Origin of the sequence: Muribaculum intestinale (genome assembly GCF_002201515.1) — a bacterium.
Classification (GTDB): Bacteria; Bacteroidota; Bacteroidia; order Bacteroidales; family Muribaculaceae; genus Muribaculum; species Muribaculum intestinale.
The window spans coordinates 1,917,050-1,935,445 of record NZ_CP021421.1; the positions used below are offsets into that span (position 1 = coordinate 1,917,050).

General features: G+C 49.4%; 8 protein-coding genes, 1 tRNA gene and 3 rRNA genes. 8 read left to right on the forward strand and 4 right to left on the reverse strand.

Features of this window, described 5'->3' with window-relative positions:
• Positions 1-14: 14 nt before the first annotated feature.
• From ADH68_RS07775 to rrf, 5 genes are all read left to right on the forward strand, one after another.
• A complete protein-coding gene (locus tag ADH68_RS07775) occupies positions 15-2,582 on the forward strand; it encodes a glycerophosphodiester phosphodiesterase family protein (RefSeq protein ID WP_235606672.1) in 2,568 nt (855 codons plus the stop codon).
• A gap of 697 nt (positions 2,583-3,279) precedes the next feature.
• Positions 3,280-4,819: ribosomal RNA gene (locus ADH68_RS07780) — 16S ribosomal RNA — on the forward strand.
• Positions 4,820-5,014: 195 nt separating this feature from the next.
• Positions 5,015-5,088 (forward strand) — tRNA-Ile (locus ADH68_RS07785).
• Positions 5,089-5,236: 148 nt separating this feature from the next.
• Positions 5,237-8,141, forward strand: a 23S ribosomal RNA gene (locus ADH68_RS07790).
• A gap of 141 nt (positions 8,142-8,282) precedes the next feature.
• A 5S ribosomal RNA gene (rrf, locus tag ADH68_RS07795) occupies positions 8,283-8,391 on the forward strand.
• Together the 16S, 23S and 5S rRNA genes with 1 tRNA gene alongside form the textbook arrangement of a ribosomal RNA operon.
• 268 nt (positions 8,392-8,659) lie before the next feature.
• On the opposite strand, the gene ADH68_RS07800 is transcribed toward rrf, so the two are convergent.
• A complete protein-coding gene (locus ADH68_RS07800) occupies positions 8,660-10,612 on the reverse strand; it encodes an NAD(+) synthase (RefSeq protein ID WP_068962117.1) in 1,953 nt (650 codons plus the stop codon).
• A 305-nt stretch (positions 10,613-10,917) separates the two neighbouring features.
• Here ADH68_RS07800 and glpK point away from each other — a divergent pair, with 305 nt between their 5' ends.
• Both glpK and ADH68_RS07810 read left to right on the forward strand, forming a co-directional pair.
• Positions 10,918-12,423, forward strand: coding sequence for a glycerol kinase GlpK (glpK, locus tag ADH68_RS07805; RefSeq protein WP_068961292.1), 1,506 nt, complete (start codon positions 10,918-10,920; stop codon positions 12,421-12,423).
• Between the two features lie 48 nt (positions 12,424-12,471).
• The gene (locus tag ADH68_RS07810) at positions 12,472-13,260 is read left to right on the forward strand and encodes an MIP/aquaporin family protein (RefSeq protein WP_068961291.1); all 789 of its coding nucleotides are present in this window, start codon (positions 12,472-12,474) and stop codon (positions 13,258-13,260) included.
• A gap of 94 nt (positions 13,261-13,354) precedes the next feature.
• Here the strand turns inward: ADH68_RS07810 and ADH68_RS07815 are convergent, their stop codons facing one another.
• From ADH68_RS07815 to ADH68_RS07825, 3 genes are all read right to left on the reverse strand, one after another.
• Positions 13,355-14,215 carry a sigma-70 family RNA polymerase sigma factor gene (locus ADH68_RS07815; protein WP_068961290.1) on the reverse strand — a complete coding sequence of 287 codons (861 nt, stop codon included), beginning with the start codon at positions 14,213-14,215 and terminating at the stop codon, positions 13,355-13,357.
• A 300-nt stretch (positions 14,216-14,515) separates the two neighbouring features.
• Positions 14,516-16,066, reverse strand: a complete 1,551-nt coding sequence (locus tag ADH68_RS07820; protein ID WP_068961289.1) for a Do family serine endopeptidase — start codon at positions 16,064-16,066, stop codon at positions 14,516-14,518.
• 313 nt (positions 16,067-16,379) lie between these two features.
• Complete coding sequence (locus ADH68_RS07825; protein ID WP_068961288.1) at positions 16,380-17,459, reverse strand: M20 family metallo-hydrolase; 1,080 nt, start codon at positions 17,457-17,459, stop codon at positions 16,380-16,382.
• 141 nt (positions 17,460-17,600) lie between these two features.
• Between ADH68_RS07825 and ADH68_RS07830 the strand changes: the two genes are divergently transcribed.
• Complete coding sequence (locus tag ADH68_RS07830) at positions 17,601-18,395, forward strand: gluconate 5-dehydrogenase (protein ID WP_068961287.1); 795 nt, start codon at positions 17,601-17,603, stop codon at positions 18,393-18,395.
• Position 18,396: the final 1 nt, after the last annotated feature.

Genomic DNA, 18,396 nt, shown 5'->3' on the forward strand with positions numbered 1-18,396 from the left:
TTAGTATGCATGAAATGAAAACATTTGCTATAAAACCCTATATAATGCTGTGCCTGTTTTTGTCGGTTGTGGCGGCTGGCTGTGCTGACGATATATGTGTGGACAAGGATTCGCTTACTGCACAGTTCTCGTTTGAGAAATCGTTTTATCTCACTAATGAGGAGGTATTCATAAGGAATACTACACAAGGTGGCAGCGGTAAATATGAATATGAATGGGACTTCGGCGACGGACGTACATCTTCCGAAGCTGAGCCTCATTTGATGTTCAATGAAATAGGCGCCTATACAATAACACTTAATGTACGTGATAGTAAAGGGCGCTATGCAATGGCCCATAAGATATTGTCGATTGAGCCGGAACCACTTCCGGAAGTTGGCAACATGGTGCTTAAATGGGTTGCTGACCAGCCTCTTGGAGCTGTAAGGTCGATTGCTCCGGCTGTGAGTGATGACAATTATGTGTTTATGACCTCGGAGGATCATATCGCACGTAAATTTGACGGTTCTACCGGACGGCAGATATGGCAGTTTGATCTCCGGAATGCTGCTGACGGACCTTCTCCTGAGGGTAATACCCATGTGTCACCATCGATTGATGCTGATGGGACATCTTATTTTGGAACCGGTAATGCATCTGGAAAGATTGCACGGTTGTATGCAATTAATCCTGACGGTACTAAGAAGTGGGTGATGAGCTCTGATGCGAATACCGGATTCTGGAATAAGGGAAATGCAGCGACGCCTCGATTACATTATATAATATGTCCTGTTGGTGATAATTATATTTATGTCGGTAATGCAGGTGGTGCAGGGTCGGTGCTTGCCGTTGATAAGTCTACCGGTTTTCGTTCGGGATATGCTGCTTCGTCGGTAAACGACGGAGGACCTAATGGCGGAGTTACAGGCGGACTTGTGTTGTCAGGTACTACTGTAGCATGGTATGGTGCTAAAAACGGTGTGTTCGGATGCTCGGCTTCTGCTCTTGACGCAGGTGGAAATGTGCCATATTGGCAGGTGTCTAACGGTAAGACCTCCGACACAGGTAATGGTGCGCTTGCGGTAGGTGCTGACGGCACAATATATGGGTGTGCTCGTCTTACACAGGGTGAGCATGCGGGAACGTCGTGTGTGTTTGCGATATCACCCTCCGGATCCGAACTTTGGCGCTGTTCGATAGGCATTACCGGAAATCTTGATCTTGGTGGTGTGGTTGTGGCTTCTGATGGCTCGATTATTGTGACTGCCAAGCGTACTGCCGGAGAGTTCAACGGAGGTGTGTATTGTGTGTCACCTGCAGGGCAGTTTATGTGGAAATACGGTATTGCCGAAGATGTGTCGGGCTGTGCTGCCATTGACCAGGCCGGAAATATACATTTTGGAACAGAATCAGGCAACTATTATATCATAAAGCCTGTAGCGGGAGATGACCAGCTCGTTCTGAAAAAGGATATCGCAGCCATGATTGCAGAGAGTGATTCACCTATGGCATCGGCCTGGAGTGCTGGAGGCGGCAAGATATGGAGTTCTCCGACTATCGGAAATGACGGTACTATATATATAGGAATAACCAATAACACCAATAATACTTCCAGCGCGCTGGTTGCACTTCATGATGATGGAATTACAGGAGCAGCACAGTCGGCATGGCCTATGCGTGGAAAAGACGCTCGGCATACTTCGCGTGTGGTGGCCGGTGGCGGATCGTCAGATCCCGGTACCGATCCTTCGGTCTCCGGTCAACTTCCTCTTACATGGAATATGAAAGAGGATATGAAGTCGCTTGCTGCCAATCCTCGCAAAGTATGGATGTGTGCACACCGGGGTATTACCGGGGCTGGTATAAAATCAGGTGTGCCTGAAAATTCTATTGCAGCAATTGATTGTGCTGTAAATGCCGGTGCGGAGATTATTGAGATTGACGTGCGTCCGACTAAGGATGGAGTGCTTGTTCTGATGCATGATGAGACGATTGATCGTACAACTACGGGCTCCGGTAAGGTTGCTGATTTAACATATGCTCAGATTCAGCAGTATTTTCTTAAGGATTACAATACCGGAAAACCTACGGCTTATAAAGTGCCTACACTTGAGGAGGCTTTTAAGCATGGACGTGGTCGGATATATTTTAATTTGGATATATCTAACAAACTTGTCCCGGGAGATGCAACCAATTCATTGATAACTATGGCAAACCTTATTCAGAGTCTTGATATGGACAATCAGACTGTAGTATACATTGGTGGAAAAATGAGTGTTGCGAATGCGTTGAAGGATTATCCCTCGCTGCTTATCCATCCATATGTGGCAGTAAAGTCGCAGATTGATAGCTTTTCGGCTCTTGGGTCAGTTTTCCTTTTCCAGATGTCAACTGACGATGGAATGAATAATGCAACAATTGTGTCTCAGATAAGAGAGGTAGGTGGGCTACCGTATGCTAATTCTTTGAATGGACCTGATAATAGCATGACTGCTGGCAATTTTGATGGTGTCGATAAATTGGTTAATAATGGAATTAATATAATTCAGACTAATTATGCTGATATTCTTGGTCCGCATTTGAAATCTATAGGCGTAAGGTAATATTGTTAAGCAAGCTATTATACTATTCTGACGTCACGCTGAAAAAAACTTTGGCGTGACGTCTTATTATATCAGCAAATTAGGTTAAACATGCGATTATTGTTCGATAGGTGGCTATCTACTTGTTTACGGCAAATTCAGTATACATCAATATATGGAGGGATATAACTTGTGTAAACAAAAGTTAAAATGATTTTGTTATTTATTTGAGGGATAATAGTATAGTTTTAAAAGCATGTTTTACGACATAATTTTCTCATCGAAAAATTTGGAGGTAATGTAGAAAGTGTCTAACTTTGCACTCGCTTTTGAGAAACACCCCACGGGTGAACGACTCAAGGCCGTCCGGCAGAGGCCGAGGCGAGGCAGACGCCAAGAAATAAAAACAAAAATTTCTTCGAAAAAGTTTGGAAGTTAAGAAAGAAAGTTATTAACTTTGCAACGCTTTTCGCTTCCGGCCTTCCGGGCCGCAAGGGAGCGTCTGACAAGAACATTGAAAGCATTTACAATAGACAAGTAGTACAAGAGAAAGGGTCTGCTGCCGCAACGACGGCGGCATGACATGAAAGTCTCTTAGTCAATTTCTGAGCCAAGCGCAATAAGCGGTCGGGACATGACACTTCGGGTCGGCGATTCTTTGGTTCACAAACCGCGCAGCGGTCGTGAAAGCAATAGAAAAAACAAAGACAAAATACATACAACGAAGAGTTTGATCCTGGCTCAGGATGAACGCTAGCGACAGGCCTAACACATGCAAGTCGAGGGGCATCGGGGAGCGAAGCTTGCTTTGCTCCGCCGGCGACCGGCGCACGGGTGAGTAACGCGTATGCAACCTGCCCGTTTCAGCGGGATAACCCGGAGAAATCCGGCCTAATACCGCATGTGGCCGAGGGAAGGCATCTTCTTTCGGCCAAAGGAGGCGACTCCGGAGACGGATGGGCATGCGTGACATTAGCTTGTTGGCGGGGTAACGGCCCACCAAGGCGACGATGTCTAGGGGTTCTGAGAGGAAGGTCCCCCACACTGGTACTGAGACACGGACCAGACTCCTACGGGAGGCAGCAGTGAGGAATATTGGTCAATGGGCGAGAGCCTGAACCAGCCAAGTCGCGTGAAGGATGACGGCCCTACGGGTTGTAAACTTCTTTTGTCAGGGAGCAATTGGGTCCACGTGTGGGCTTAGCGAGAGTACCTGAAGAAAAAGCATCGGCTAACTCCGTGCCAGCAGCCGCGGTAATACGGAGGATGCGAGCGTTATCCGGATTTATTGGGTTTAAAGGGTGCGTAGGCGGAATATCAAGTCAGCGGTAAAAATTCGGGGCTCAACCCCGTCGTGCCGTTGAAACTGATGTTCTTGAGTGGGCGAGAAGTATGCGGAATGCGTGGTGTAGCGGTGAAATGCATAGATATCACGCAGAACTCCGATTGCGAAGGCAGCATACCGGCGCCCAACTGACGCTGAAGCACGAAAGCGTGGGTATCGAACAGGATTAGATACCCTGGTAGTCCACGCAGTAAACGATGAATGCTAATTGTCCGGAGGGATTGACCTCTGGGTGATACAGCGAAAGCGTTAAGCATTCCACCTGGGGAGTACGCCGGCAACGGTGAAACTCAAAGGAATTGACGGGGGCCCGCACAAGCGGAGGAACATGTGGTTTAATTCGATGATACGCGAGGAACCTTACCCGGGCTCAAACGCAGGAGGAATACATTTGAAAGGGTGTAGCTCTACGGAGTCTTCTGCGAGGTGCTGCATGGTTGTCGTCAGCTCGTGCCGTGAGGTGTCGGCTTAAGTGCCATAACGAGCGCAACCCCTATCGACAGTTGCCAACAGGTTAAGCTGGGAACTCTGTCGAGACTGCCGGCGCAAGCTGAGAGGAAGGCGGGGATGACGTCAAATCAGCACGGCCCTTACGTCCGGGGCGACACACGTGTTACAATGGCGGCCACAGCGGGAAGCCAGGCGGCGACGCCGAGCGGAACCCGAAAAGCCGTCTCAGTTCGGATTGGAGTCTGCAACCCGACTCCATGAAGCTGGATTCGCTAGTAATCGCGCATCAGCCACGGCGCGGTGAATACGTTCCCGGGCCTTGTACACACCGCCCGTCAAGCCATGGGAGCCGGGAGTGCCTGAAGTACGTGACCGCAAGGAGCGTCCTAGGGTAAGACCGGTGACTGGGGCTAAGTCGTAACAAGGTAGCCGTACCGGAAGGTGCGGCTGGAACACCTCCTTTCTGGAGCGACCGCGCAAGCGGTGAACTCAGTAAGGAAACGACGACCTCAACGAAGGCAAAACGTCAGCCGGACCGCAAGGTTTGGCCGGAATGACAGAGAGATGTTTCGGGTCATATCCCGGACTCTTTACTGCTTGGATATTGTTTTTACCTAATACGCATCATCCACTCCCGAAGTCGGTGGTTGAAATGCAGAGTCTCTTAGCTCAGTTGGTTAGAGCGCCACACTGATAATGTGGAGGTCGGCAGTTCAACTCTGCCAGGGACTACGATAACAGGAAGGAGCACATTGACATACTGGAAGCAGTCATGATAAAAGTCATGACAGACAAATCTAAATACGAGTGACCAAATTGGCAAAGTATACTACAATATACGGCGGGCTCATCTTATGATGAGTCAAGTCAAAAGACACCAAGGAAAGGAGACAAGGGCACATGAAGGATGCCTTGGCTCTCGGAGGCGAAGAAGGACGTGACAAGCTGCGATAAGCCGCGGGGAGGGGCAAATACCCATTGAGCCGCGGATTTCCGAATGGGGCAACCCACCGGAAGCGATTCCGGTATCTGCGGTATGCGCAGAGGCGAACCCGGGGAACTGAAACATCTCAGTACCCGGAGGAAAAGAAAATAACAATGATTCCGCAAGTAGTGGCGAGCGAACGCGGAGGAGCCCAAACCGGAGATGTGGCAACGCATCATCCGGGGTTGTAGGACCTGACGACAAATTTGGTATCCAGGATAGCCGAACCGGCTGGAAAGCCGGGCCGTAGCGGGTGAAAGCCCCTTAGGCGAAATCCGGAGGATATTGAAGAGACAGGCACCTGAGTATCGCGGGACACGAGAAATCCTGCGAGAATCAGCCGGGACCATCCGGCAAGGCTAAACACTACCGAGAGACCGATAGCGAACCAGTACCGTGAGGGAAAGGTGAAAAGAACCTCGAACAGAGGAGTGAAACAGACCCTGAAATCATGTGCCTACAAGCGGTTCGAGCCCTTGAGTGGGGTGAGAGCGTGCCTTTTGCATAATGAACCTACGAGTCACCGTCGCCGGCGAGGCTAAGTGTCATCAGGCACGGAGCCGGAGCGAAAGCGAGTCTGAACAGGGCGTCAGAGTCGGCGGAGGTGGACGCGAAACCAAGTGATCTACCCTTGGGCAGGTTGAAGGTGGGGTAACACCCACTGGAGGACCGAACCGGTAAGCGTTGAAAAGCTTTCGGATGACCTGAGGGTAGGAGTGAAAGGCCAATCAAACTTGGAGATAGCTCGTACTCCCCGAAATGCATTTAGGTGCAGCCTCGGGGTCAGTACCGCGGAGGTAGAGCGACCGATAGGATGCGAGGGCTTCACCGCCTATCAAGTCCTGACGAACTCCGAATGCCGCGGCACGATCCCCGGGAGTGAGGGCGCGGGTGCTAAGGTCCGCGTCCGAGAGAGGAACAACTCAGACCACCGGCCAAGGCCCCCAAATGCGGGCTAAGTTGAAGACCATAACGAGGTGGGATTGCCTTGACAGCTAGGATGTTGGCTTGGAAGCAGCCATTCATTTAAAGAGTGCGTAACAGCTCACTAGTCGAGTGATCCCGCATGGATAATAATCGGGCATAAGTCCGCTGCCGCAGCCGTGGAATCTCAAATAGCTTTGAGATTGGTAGGGGAGCATTCCGCACGCCGCAGAAGGTGAGGCGCGAGCCTTGCTGGAGGTACCGGAAAAGCAAATGTAGGTATAAGTAACGATAATTGGGGCGAGAAACCCCAACGCCGAAAGACCAAGGGTTCCTGATCAACGCTAATCGGATCAGGTTAAGTCGGGACCTAAGGAGAAGCCGCAAGGCGTATCCGATGGACAGCCGGTCAATATTCCGGCACCCGGCGCAAGAGTGATGCGGCGACGGAGAAGTGACACATCCGCGTGCTGACGGAATAGCACGTTAAACCGCGTAGTTATATACGGCGCAGTCAAGTACACGCTGTATGATGAAACGGGACAGTACCGAGAAGCCCCGGCGGATCGGACAGAGATGGTAATCCGGCTCCCAAGAAAACCCGCTAAACAAATCTTGCGTTGGCCCGTACCGTAAACCGACACAGGTGGTCGGGTAGAATATACTAAGGCGCTCGAGAGAATCATGGTTAAGGAACTAGGCAAATTGACCCCGTAACTTCGGGATAAGGGGTCCCCGCTGCAAGGCGGGGCGCAGAGAATAGGTCCAGGCAACTGTTTAACAAAAACACAGGGCTATGCAAAGTTTAAAGACGAAGAATATAGCCTGACACCTGCCCGGTGCCGGAAGGTTAAGAGGAGATGTCATCGCAAGAGAAGCATTGAATTGAAGCCCCGGTAAACGGCGGCCGTAACTATAACGGTCCTAAGGTAGCGAAATTCCTTGTCGGGTAAGTTCCGACCTGCACGAATGGTGTAATGATCTGGACACTGTCTCAACCATGAACTCGGTGAAATTGTAGTATCGGTGAAGATGCCGATTACCCGCAACGGGACGAAAAGACCCCGTGAACCTTTACTGCAGCTTAGCACTGTGACCGGGTGTGCGATGTGTAGGATAGTCAGGAGACAGCGAATCAGGGACGCCAGTTCCTGAGGAGTCGACGTTGAAATACTGACCTTCGCACATTTGGTCTCTAACTCTCGTTTGAGAGGACACTGCTTGGTGGGTAGTTTGACTGGGGTGGTCGCCTCCAAAAGAGTAACGGAGGCTTCTAAAGGTGCGCTCAGGCCGATTGGTAACCGGCCGCAGAGTGTAATGGCACAAGCGCGCTTGACTGGGAGACAAACAAGTCGCACAGGTAGGAAACTAGAGCATAGTGATCCGGTGGTTCCGCATGGAAGGGCCATCGCTCAAAGGATAAAAGGTACTCCGGGGATAACAGGCTGATCCCTCCCAAGAGCTCATATCGACGGAGTGGTTTGGCACCTCGATGTCGGCTCGTCACATCCCGGGGCTGGAGAAGGTCCCAAGGGTTAGGCTGTTCGCCTATTAAAGTGGCACGCGAGCTGGGTTCAGAACGTCGTGAGACAGTTCGGTCTCTATCTGTTGTGGGCGTAGGAGATTTGCGAGGGTCCGGCACTAGTACGAGAGGACCGTGCTGGACAGACCACCGGTTTACCGGTTGTACCGCCAGGTGCACCGCCGGGTATCCGCGTCTGGACAGGATAAGTGCTGAAAGCATCTAAGCACGAAGCCCTCCTCAAGATAAGATCTCCACATAGGGTCGTTGCAGACTACGACGTAGATAGGTTGCAGGTGCAGGGGCAGCAATGTCCACAGCCGAGCAATACTAATAGCCCGAACCCTTTCCGGGGAGTATAATCCCCCCAAATAACAAGTGATAGTATACGACAGCAGGAGTCGTGAGTAAATGATTTGTCATTGCTTCCAGAGTGCTACCGACCTGACCCATACCGGCCGGACGATAAGTACCGGTGACAGGAGAAGATAAAACTAAGGTGGCCATAGCGCGGGGGCTCCACCTCTTCCCATTCCGAACAGAGAAGTTAAACCCCGCCACGCCGATGGTACTGCGAAAGTGGGAGAGTAGGTAACCGCCCCCTTCATGACAGAGCCTGATGATACATAATCATCGGGCTCTGTCTTTTTTTGTATACCCCGCTCTCATCCTACTGCTCTGTTGTTTCACATGATGTGGCATACGTTGTCCTTGTTGCCTTCGGAATGACTAACTGTCGGGTGTTGCACGTACTCGGCGTCCTCTGACAATAAGAGTTTGTTTATTATTAAACAGTCTCTAAGAATAATGCGCAGCAGCCAATACGGAATCTGGCTACTGCGCATTATACTATCTGATGTATTATCGGAGGGTTAGTGGAGGCTGTCCACCTCTTTGAGCCACGCGGCAGAAGAGGCATCTGACGGCATGCGCCAGTCTCCGCGGGGTGACAGGCATACGCTTCCTATCTTTGGTCCGTCAGGCAGGCAGGACCTTTTGAATTGTTGTGTGAAGAATCTGCGATAGAAGGTGCGTAGCCATTTCCGGATTGTATCTGTGTCATATACTCCATGGAATGTATGCTTGGCAAGATAATATATCCGTCGGGGAGTAAATCCGTATCGGAGGGTATAATATAGGTAGAAGTCGTGTAGTTCGTAGGGCCCCACTAAATCTTCAGTCTTTTGTTTGATATTCCCCGTTTCATCAGCTGGTATAAGCTCCGGACTTATGGGGGTATCTACAATATCGAGCAAAATTTGCCGTTCGTGTGTGTCTTCAGAAGTAGTGGCACACCATTTTACCAGATGTCTTACAAGCGTTTTCGGGACGCTTGCATTGACACCATACATTGACATATGGTCACCATTGTATGTGGCCCATCCCAATGCGAGTTCTGATAGGTCACCTGTGCCGAGTACCATGCCTCCGACTTGGTTGGCTATGTCCATCAGTAGCTGGGTACGTTCGCGGGCCTGTGAGTTTTCATATGTCACATCATGCACGTTTATGTCATGTCTGATATCTGCGAAGTGTTGCTTGACAGCAGCTGTAATAGATATTTCACGCGAGGTGACTTTCAGCGATTTCATCAGTTCGACAGCATTGTCATGTGTACGGTCGGTTGTGCCGAAACCTGGCATTGTCACACCTATGATTCCATTGCGGTCTAATCCGAGCACATCGAATGTGCGCACTGCCACAAGAAGAGCAAGCGTTGAATCCAATCCTCCGGATATGCCGATTACGAGGTTTTTGGTGTGCGTTACATGCAATCTTTGTGCAAGGCCACTTATTTGTATATTTATAATCTCCTCACATCGGGAATCGATGGTTTCTCCATTACCCGGTACGAAGGGCAGTGGGTTGATTTTGCGTATCAGCCCTTCCTGGCAGGATTCTGTCAGTCTAACTGGTACATGCCGTACCGGTTTGCCATTTTCTTCAATTTTGCGTGCGTCACCAAACGACATTATATGCCGTCGGTCCCGTCGTATCGCTTCAATGTCTATATCTGCGATTACGTGAGATGAATGGCGCGTCCAGCGTGGAGCTTCAGCCAGCAGCGTGCCGTTCTCATATATAATTGCTTTGCCATCAAATGCGAGGTCGGTTGTTGATTCTCCGAATCCGGCCGAGCTATATACATATGCGCTGATACATCGAGCTGATTGCTGGCTTATCAATGACTTGAGATAGTCATATTTGCCAATCAGGTCATCTGATGCCGACAGATTGAGTATAATTTCGGCGCCATTGAGTGCGGCACGGGTTGATGGTGGTATAGGAGTCCACAGGTCTTCACATATTTCAATCCCGATTCCTACGCCATCGATGTTGATTACGATATCTGTGCCGACAGGAGCCTTGTCTGCTCCCCATTCAATAATGTCTGCCGGAATACTGCCTGCCGGGACAAACCACCGTCGTTCATAAAATTCATTATAGTTTGGCAGATAAGTCTTTGGAACAACGGCTATAACTCGGCCGTTTGCCAATGCCACGGCGCAGTTATATAGATTGTCGCAAATCTCAATCGGAGCTCCGACTACAAACATCATGTCATATTCAGATGATGCTTCTCTTAGCCTTGCAATACCTGATGCTGCGTTGTCGATGAGTTCTTTTTGATGGAAAAGATCACCGCAGGTATAACCTGTGACACATAGTTCCGGGAACACTGCCACTCTTACGCCGGAATCACTCAGTTCCTTCAGTTTCTCAATAATATAGTTCACATTAGCCTCGACATCCGCAATTTTTACTTCAGGAATGACTGATGCTACGCGGAAAAAACCGTGTGTGCGTGAATCTTCTGTAGCCATGTTGGCTGATGTATATTTCCCTGTTTGGGGTTTGTCATTCGACATATACTCTATGATTTTAGTTTTTGCAAATATACACAAACTTGAATCCTTGACAAGCGTGTGGTTTAAAAATAACGTTGCCGACATATATTTATCGGTAATATGATACAAACATTTTTATGTCCGTTTGTGTTGTAAATATATCGGTTTCTGCCCCTTATTTTTAGCGACGACTACCGATCCGATTTGATAACACACTGAAATAAATCATGGAGACGGAGTCCGCAGGATTTATCGCCTTCAACCCTAAAACATCACACACCATGGAAGAGAAATTCATCCTTTCACTTGACCAAGGAACCAGCAGTTCGCGTGCCATCGTTTTTGATCATAATGGTACCATACGTTCGGTAGCGCAACGCGAGTTTGAGCAGATATTTCCTCAGTCAGGATGGGTAGAGCATGACCCTCACCAGATTTGGGCCTCTCAGGCATCGGTTGTAGCCGAGGCGATATCCCAGATTGATATCAACGGACTTAATATCGCGGCGATAGGCATCACAAATCAGCGAGAAACAACCATAGTATGGGACGTCGACACCGATCTTCCTGTATATAATGCAATCGTATGGCAGGATCGGCGTACATCAGAGTATTGCGACCAGCTCGCCAAGGAAGGATGGGTAGACAAGATTAGAGAGAAAACAGGCCTGATACTAGACGCCTATTTCAGCGCTACCAAAGTGAAATGGATTCTTGACAATGTCCCGGGTGCGCGCAAGCGTGCTGAAGAAGGGAAACTCCGATTCGGCACAGTCGATTCATGGCTGGTATGGCGTTTGACGCGCGGTACAGTCCATGTGACAGATGTTACCAATGCCTCACGCACGATGTTGTTCAATATCCACACTCTTGAGTGGGATGAAGAGCTTCTCGCTCTGTTTGGAATCCCGCGCTCAATGATGCCTGAGGTTAAATCCTCGAGCGAGGTATACGGCTATACTACCACCACACTTTTTGCGCATAAGGTGCCTATCGCCGGAATGGCCGGTGACCAGCAGGCGGCTCTTTTCGGGCAGATGTGTGTCGAGCCAGGTGCTGTGAAAAACACATATGGGACAGGATGCTTCCTGCTGATGAATACGGGCAACGAGGCGATAGAATCAAAGAATCGTATGCTCACCACTATCGCTTGGAAAATTGGCCATGAAGTGACATATGCTCTCGAGGGCTCGATATTTGTAGCCGGCTCTGTAGTGCAGTGGTTGCGCGACGGGCTCAAGTGTATCGAGAAATCATCGGACGTAGAGGCTCTTGCCGCATCGGTGCCTGATACCGACGGGGTTTATTTCGTGCCTGCACTGACAGGACTTGGCGCCCCCTATTGGGATCAGTATGCACGTGGAGCCATATCCGGCATCAGCCGAGGCACCACAACCGCACATATTGCACGTGCCGCTCTTGAAGGAATAGCCTATCAGGTATATGATATCGTAAAGGCTATGGAGCGAGATTCATCACTCCCGATTGCCAATCTTAAGGTTGATGGAGGTGCGTCGCGAAACGATTTGCTCATGCAGTTCCAGAGTGATATCCTTTCGTGTGATGTGCTCAGACCGCGTGTCACCGAGACAACAGCTCTCGGGGCCGCATATCTTGCCGGACTTGCAGTAGGTTATTGGAAGAGCCTTGACGAAATACGTCAGCAATGGCAGGTAGAGCGTCATTTCGAGCCTGCAGGAGACTCCGAGACAATCAAGAAAGAGATTGACGGATGGCATGATGCCGTCAGTCGTGTTGTCCATACAAAGCCTATGGATTCCATATGATTGCCATCGTTTGAAAGAAGAATGTTCAACTATTAAAAAGGGTTATTTATGGAAACTTCTACATGGCAATGTTTTGTGCAGTGTATCTTTGAGTTTATCGGTACATTTGTGCTTATTCTTCTCGGCTGCGGTGTATGTGCCTGCGTAAGTCTGCGCAAATCAAAAGGAGAAGGCGGAGGATGGATTGTAGTCACTCTCGCATGGGGTCTGGCTGTTTTCTGCGGTGTGCTTATTGCCGGACCATGGTCTGGCGCTCATCTCAATCCTGCTGTTACAATAGGACTGGCCGCCGCAGGAAAGTTTCCTTGGGCATATACCGGACCGTTTATTGTTTCTCAGATATTGGGAGGCATGCTCGGCGCGATGTGTGTATATGTATTTTACAAGGATCACTTTGATGCCACTGAAGGCGCGGAAGCCAAACTTGGTGTGTTCTCTACAATCCCTGCCATCAAGAATTACTGGCGCAACTTCCTTTGTGAGGTTATCGGCACATTTGTGCTTGTTCTTGTAATTCTTTTTATCGGCGACGAAGGCAATACTGCGGCTCTGAACACCGTTAAGGGCGAGCATGAACTTATTGGGTTGGGCAGTGTCGGCGCATTGCCGGTAGCGCTTCTGGTTGTAGTAATCGGCATGAGTCTCGGCGGTACTACCGGTTATGCCATAAATCCGGCTCGCGACCTCGGTCCTCGTCTGGCACATGCAGTGCTGCCTATCCGAGGGAAAGGTTCAAGCCAATGGGACTATAGCTGGGTTCCTGTATTCGGCCCGGTAGTCGGAGGCATTATTGCCGCTCTGCTTTACTGGATTGTCAAGAGTATGATGAATGCCTGATTTTCCGGTACGCTTAGATAACATTAACGGCTATCCGATTTCGGATAGCCGTTAATGTTATATTTATATTTTGACAGATGTTGCTGTCTGACGGTTATTGTCCAAGATACGTTTTAAGGAGTTTGCTCTTCTGCCCTTTCAGCCGGCGGATTGCTTTTTCCTTAATCTGACGTACACGTTCGCGGGTAAGGTCGAATTTGGCTCCGATTTCTTCAAGAGTCATCTCCTGACATCCTATGCCGAAGAACATTTTCAGAATCTCGCGTTCGCGCTCATGCAGTTGCATAAGGGCACGGTCTACTTCTTTCGATAGAGATTCCTGATTGAGAGTAGCGTCGGCCATAGGCGAATCATCGTTGGTAAGGACATCAAGCAGACTGTTGTCCTCACCCTCTACGAATGGAGCGTCGACCGATATGTGGCGTCCCTGTACCTTGAGGGTATCTGCGATTTTCTCTACTGGCACGTCAAGTACATCGGCAAGTTCGTCGGCCGAGGGGCGACGTTCGTTTTCCTGCTCGAATTTTGACAGAGCCTTGCCGATTTTATTGAGAGAACCCACCTGATTGAGTGGCAGACGTACGATACGCGACTGTTCGGCAAGGGCCTGAAGTATAGACTGGCGTATCCACCATACGGCATAGGATATGAATTTGAAACCTCTGGTTTCGTCAAATTTCTGTGCTGCCTTTATCAGACCAAGATTGCCCTCGTTGATAAGGTCAGGAAGAGAGAGGCCTTGATTCTGGTATTGCTTGGCAACCGATACAACAAATCGCAGGTTGGCGCGCGTAAGTTTATCAAGAGCTCTTGCATCGCCCTGGCGTATGCGCTGAGCCAGCTCCACCTCTTCTTCTACAGAGATTAAATCCTCACGGCCAATCTCTTGAAGATATTTATCGAGCGACGCGCTCTCACGATTTGTGATTGACTTGGTTATCTTTAATTGTCTCATCTGTAATTACACACGATATTAAGCATGCAAAGTTACAAAAAAACAGGGAGAGATTTTCTGCTTTTAAGTAAATTTTACTATTAACGATATGAAAAAATCAAAACTCTCGTCAAACTCCTGAAAAGAAAGCCCGGACTGACCTCCTTTTACGGAAGCCCGTCCGGGCCTGATATCTGAATTAGGGGTTCGTATCAATATAACACCTCCGGAAATTTAAAATGATTTTATTTACAGAAATTCAATAAATAATAGTACACGTTAACTCAACGTACGGTGTCAAATCGGCGAATCCCATTATTGTCATTCGGTAAGGTCCACAGCGTAATATACACGGCGTCCGGTGGGATATATGCCTGTGATAAACATAACCTTGTCGGTATCGTTGCTCTTCATTATGGCGTCGTAGATTTTCTCCACGTCATCCTGAGTACGTACTCGCATATTGTTTATGTCAAGGACTATGAATCCGTTCTTTATGCCTGCCTCCTTGAATTTTCCGTCCTTGAGGCCGCTGACCTTAAGTCCGGATGCAAGCTGATATTCTTTCTTCTCCTTGTCGGTAAGCGGTGCGAACGCACAGCCGAGAGCCGAGATATTGCCGGCCTGTGTCACCTTGGTAGTTCCCTGGTTGTTGCGCAGAGTTACAGAGGTTGACGCAACTTTGTTGTCACGCACATATTTGAGTGTGATTTTGTCTCCCGGACGGTACTTGCTTATCTCTCCCTGAAGCTGGGCCGTATTGTGAGTCGGCACATTGTTTATCGCGATGATGATATCGTTGGCTTTGATGCCAGCCTCCATTGCGGCACTTTGGTCCATCACTTCCCCTACGAGTATACCGTCATTGGTGGCAGTAATGTTTTTTTCCTTAGCCATCTGCGGAGTCAGTTCGGTAAATGCGATGCCAAGAATAGCGCGCTGCACAGTGCCGTATTGGCGAAGGTCGGTCACGATTTTCGTAACTATGGTAGCAGGTATCGCAAACGAGCATCCTGCATAGTTGCCTGTCTGGGAATAGATGGCGGTATTGATGCCGATTAGTTCGCCATTGATATTTACCAGGGCGCCCCCTGAGTTGCCGGGATTCACGGCTGCATCTGTCTGGATGTAGCTCTCTATGCCCATCCTGCCATTGTGCGGAGCGCTCTGCATACCTCTGGCTTTGGCGCTTACGATACCGGTCGTCACTGTAGAGGTGAAGCCGAACGGATTCCCTACAGCAAGCACCCATTCTCCTACACGTAGTTTGTCGCTGTCGCCAAAAGGAATCACGTGAAGGCCATTCTCCTCGATTTTAAGGAGAGCGACATCGGTCGACGGGTCTGTGCCTATTACTTTTGCATTGTATATGCGGTTGTCGTTAAGGGTCACTTCAAGTCGGTCGGCACCATCGATTACATGGTTGTTGGTCACGATATAACCGTCCTCGCTTATTATGACTCCTGAGCCGAGGCCTTTCTGTACCTCATCTTTTTCGTTGCCCTGTTGTTGGGGCTGCTGGCGGCGCGGTTGCTGGCCGAAGGGGCTGCCGAAGAAGAATTCAAACGGGTCAATATACTGTCCGCCGCCCCCCTGCGAATATTGCTGGCGGTTGCTGTAGCATTTTATCGATACCACTCCATTGATAGTGGATTCTGCCGCATGTGTGAAGTCGGTAGGTGGGGTCACTGTGTTTGCTACCGTATAGAATGCGCCACCTGAGTGCGACGTTCCATCTTCATTGAACAGTGCGGTTACTGATTGAGCCACACTGTCGGTGCTGTCGATACTGTTGACTGCCAGCATAGTGATGGCTGAGCTGGCCACGGCTACGCCACAGGCCAGTAAAGCTGTTTTTGCGTACAGGTTCATAGTTGAATATGATTGATTTGTTTTTAGAATCGGTAACTTTTATGTCAATTCATTGCATTGAGAGTATTATTCCCGGAGTTGGCAGTCATTGAGATAATGATGTCCGGGAATGTCTCAAATGTTAAAATAGAAAATTCATTATGTTAAAATTTAACGTTTAAATGATTTGACGCAAAAATAACGCTTTAGTTTAATTCAATAGTACATTGCTCCCCAACCTTAAATCTATTTAATACTACCCGTGTTGAAATTAAGTGAATTTGACATATTAAATGTGAAAATCAATTAAATCCGTCGGTATGATGCGTTGCGGCTACAGTCTTAGGGTATCGAGTATACGAGTATATATCTCTATTGCACCTCGTATTTCCGAGAGCAGGATATACTCGTCGGGCGTGTGTGATCTGGCTGAATCCCCGGGGCCGCATTTAACTGAAGGCCATGGCATGAGTGCCTGGTCGCTGAGGGTAGGGGAACCGAATGGTTCTAGGCCCATCATAACCAGACGCTCAACGATAGGATGTTGCGCAGGTATCGATGACGGATTCAGTCGGGTAGAGCGCGGTGTCAATGTGCATCCGGGTACACGTGCTCGCATCATTTCCAGAGTGTCGGCATTGGAGTAAGCATCGGTAGTGCGCACATCGACTACAAACCGGCATATGTCGGGTACGACATTATGTTGAGTGCCCGCCTCAATCTGAGTCACGGAAATCTTAACCGGACCGAGTGTCGGCGACACCTTGTCAAACTGCATTTCACGTAGTATCCCAATCACATCGATAGCTTTGTATATTGCATTGACACCTTCGTCGCGAGCCGCGTGTCCGGCAACCCCATGTACTTCTCCGTCAAGCACCATGAGGCCTTTCTCTGCGATAGCGGGGCGCATACCTGTCGGTTCTCCAACAATGGCGACATCAATCTTCGGCATCACTTTGAGAGCCGACTCGATACCGTCGCGTCCGCTCACTTCCTCTTCGGCCGAGGCGAGCATCACGAGATTGTATGTCCTCGGCCTTCCTGCCATGTATGCGAAAGCCGCTATGAGCGACACAAGCGACGCACCCGCATCGTTGCTCCCCAGGCCGTATAGCCGGCCCGTATCCTCGTCTTCCTCCGGTGAGTATGGGTCGCGCGTCCATCCTGCCACAGGTTTTACCGTGTCGATATGTGAGTTTAGGAGAATGGTCGGTTTGCAAGGGTCATACCCCGGCACTACAGCCCAGACATTGTTGCCGTGACGCGAAGACTTGAGGCCAAGATTGGCAAAACAGTTCTCGACCAAATCGGCCGCGGCATTCTCGTTTCGACTTGTAGAGGGTGTGGATATGAGGTTGCGCAGAAGGTCGACAGCCATATAATAAAGCTCGTCGATATCAAATTCGTCCATATGTCAGAGTAATTTTATGTCAGCTATGGGCAAAATTACTAAATTCCGAGGTCAATTATAGGAAATTTTGATAAATTTGCAGATACGTTAACCGGAATCTGGTACAGTATTCCAAATTCATAGACAGATATATAATAAATCATGGTGAATTTCTCTCTCGAAGGGCGTATTGCCCTCGTTACCGGTGCCGCATATGGTATCGGTCTGGCCATAGCTCAGGCTTATGCCGAAGCTGGTGCTAAAATTGTGTTTAACTGTTCGCGACAGGAGACCGTCGACCGCGGACTAAAAGCGTACCGCGACCTTGGCATCGATGCAAAGGGCTACGTATGCGATGTCACCGACGAAGAGGCCGTAAAGGCTATGGTCGCCGACATCGAAAAAACTGTGGGTACAATTGATATTCTCGTAAACAATGCCGGCATTATCAAGCGCATCCCTATGGAAGAGATGGATGTTGATGATTTCCGTCGCGTTGTCGATGTCGACCTTATAGCTCCGTTTATCGTGTCAAAGGCTGTGATTCCCGGCATGATAGGCAAAGGTCACGGCAAGATTATCAATGTGTGTTCGATGATGAGCGAGCTTGGCCGGGAGACAGTGAGCGCCTATGCGGCCGCCAAGGGAGGGCTCAAGATGCTCACACGCAATATATGCTCAGAATACGGTGAGGCAAACATCCAGTGCAATGGCATAGGTCCGGGATATATCGCCACCGAGCAGACTGCGCCGCTGCGCGAACGTCAGGCCGACGGCTCACGCCATCCTTTTGACCAGTTTATTGTATCAAAGACTCCTGCCGGACGCTGGGGCACACCTGAAGACCTCATGGGGCCTGCCGTATTCCTTGCTTCCGATGCCTCCGACTTTGTCAACGGACATATCCTCTATGTCGATGGCGGCATACTTGCCTATATTGGAAAACAACCAAAGTAAT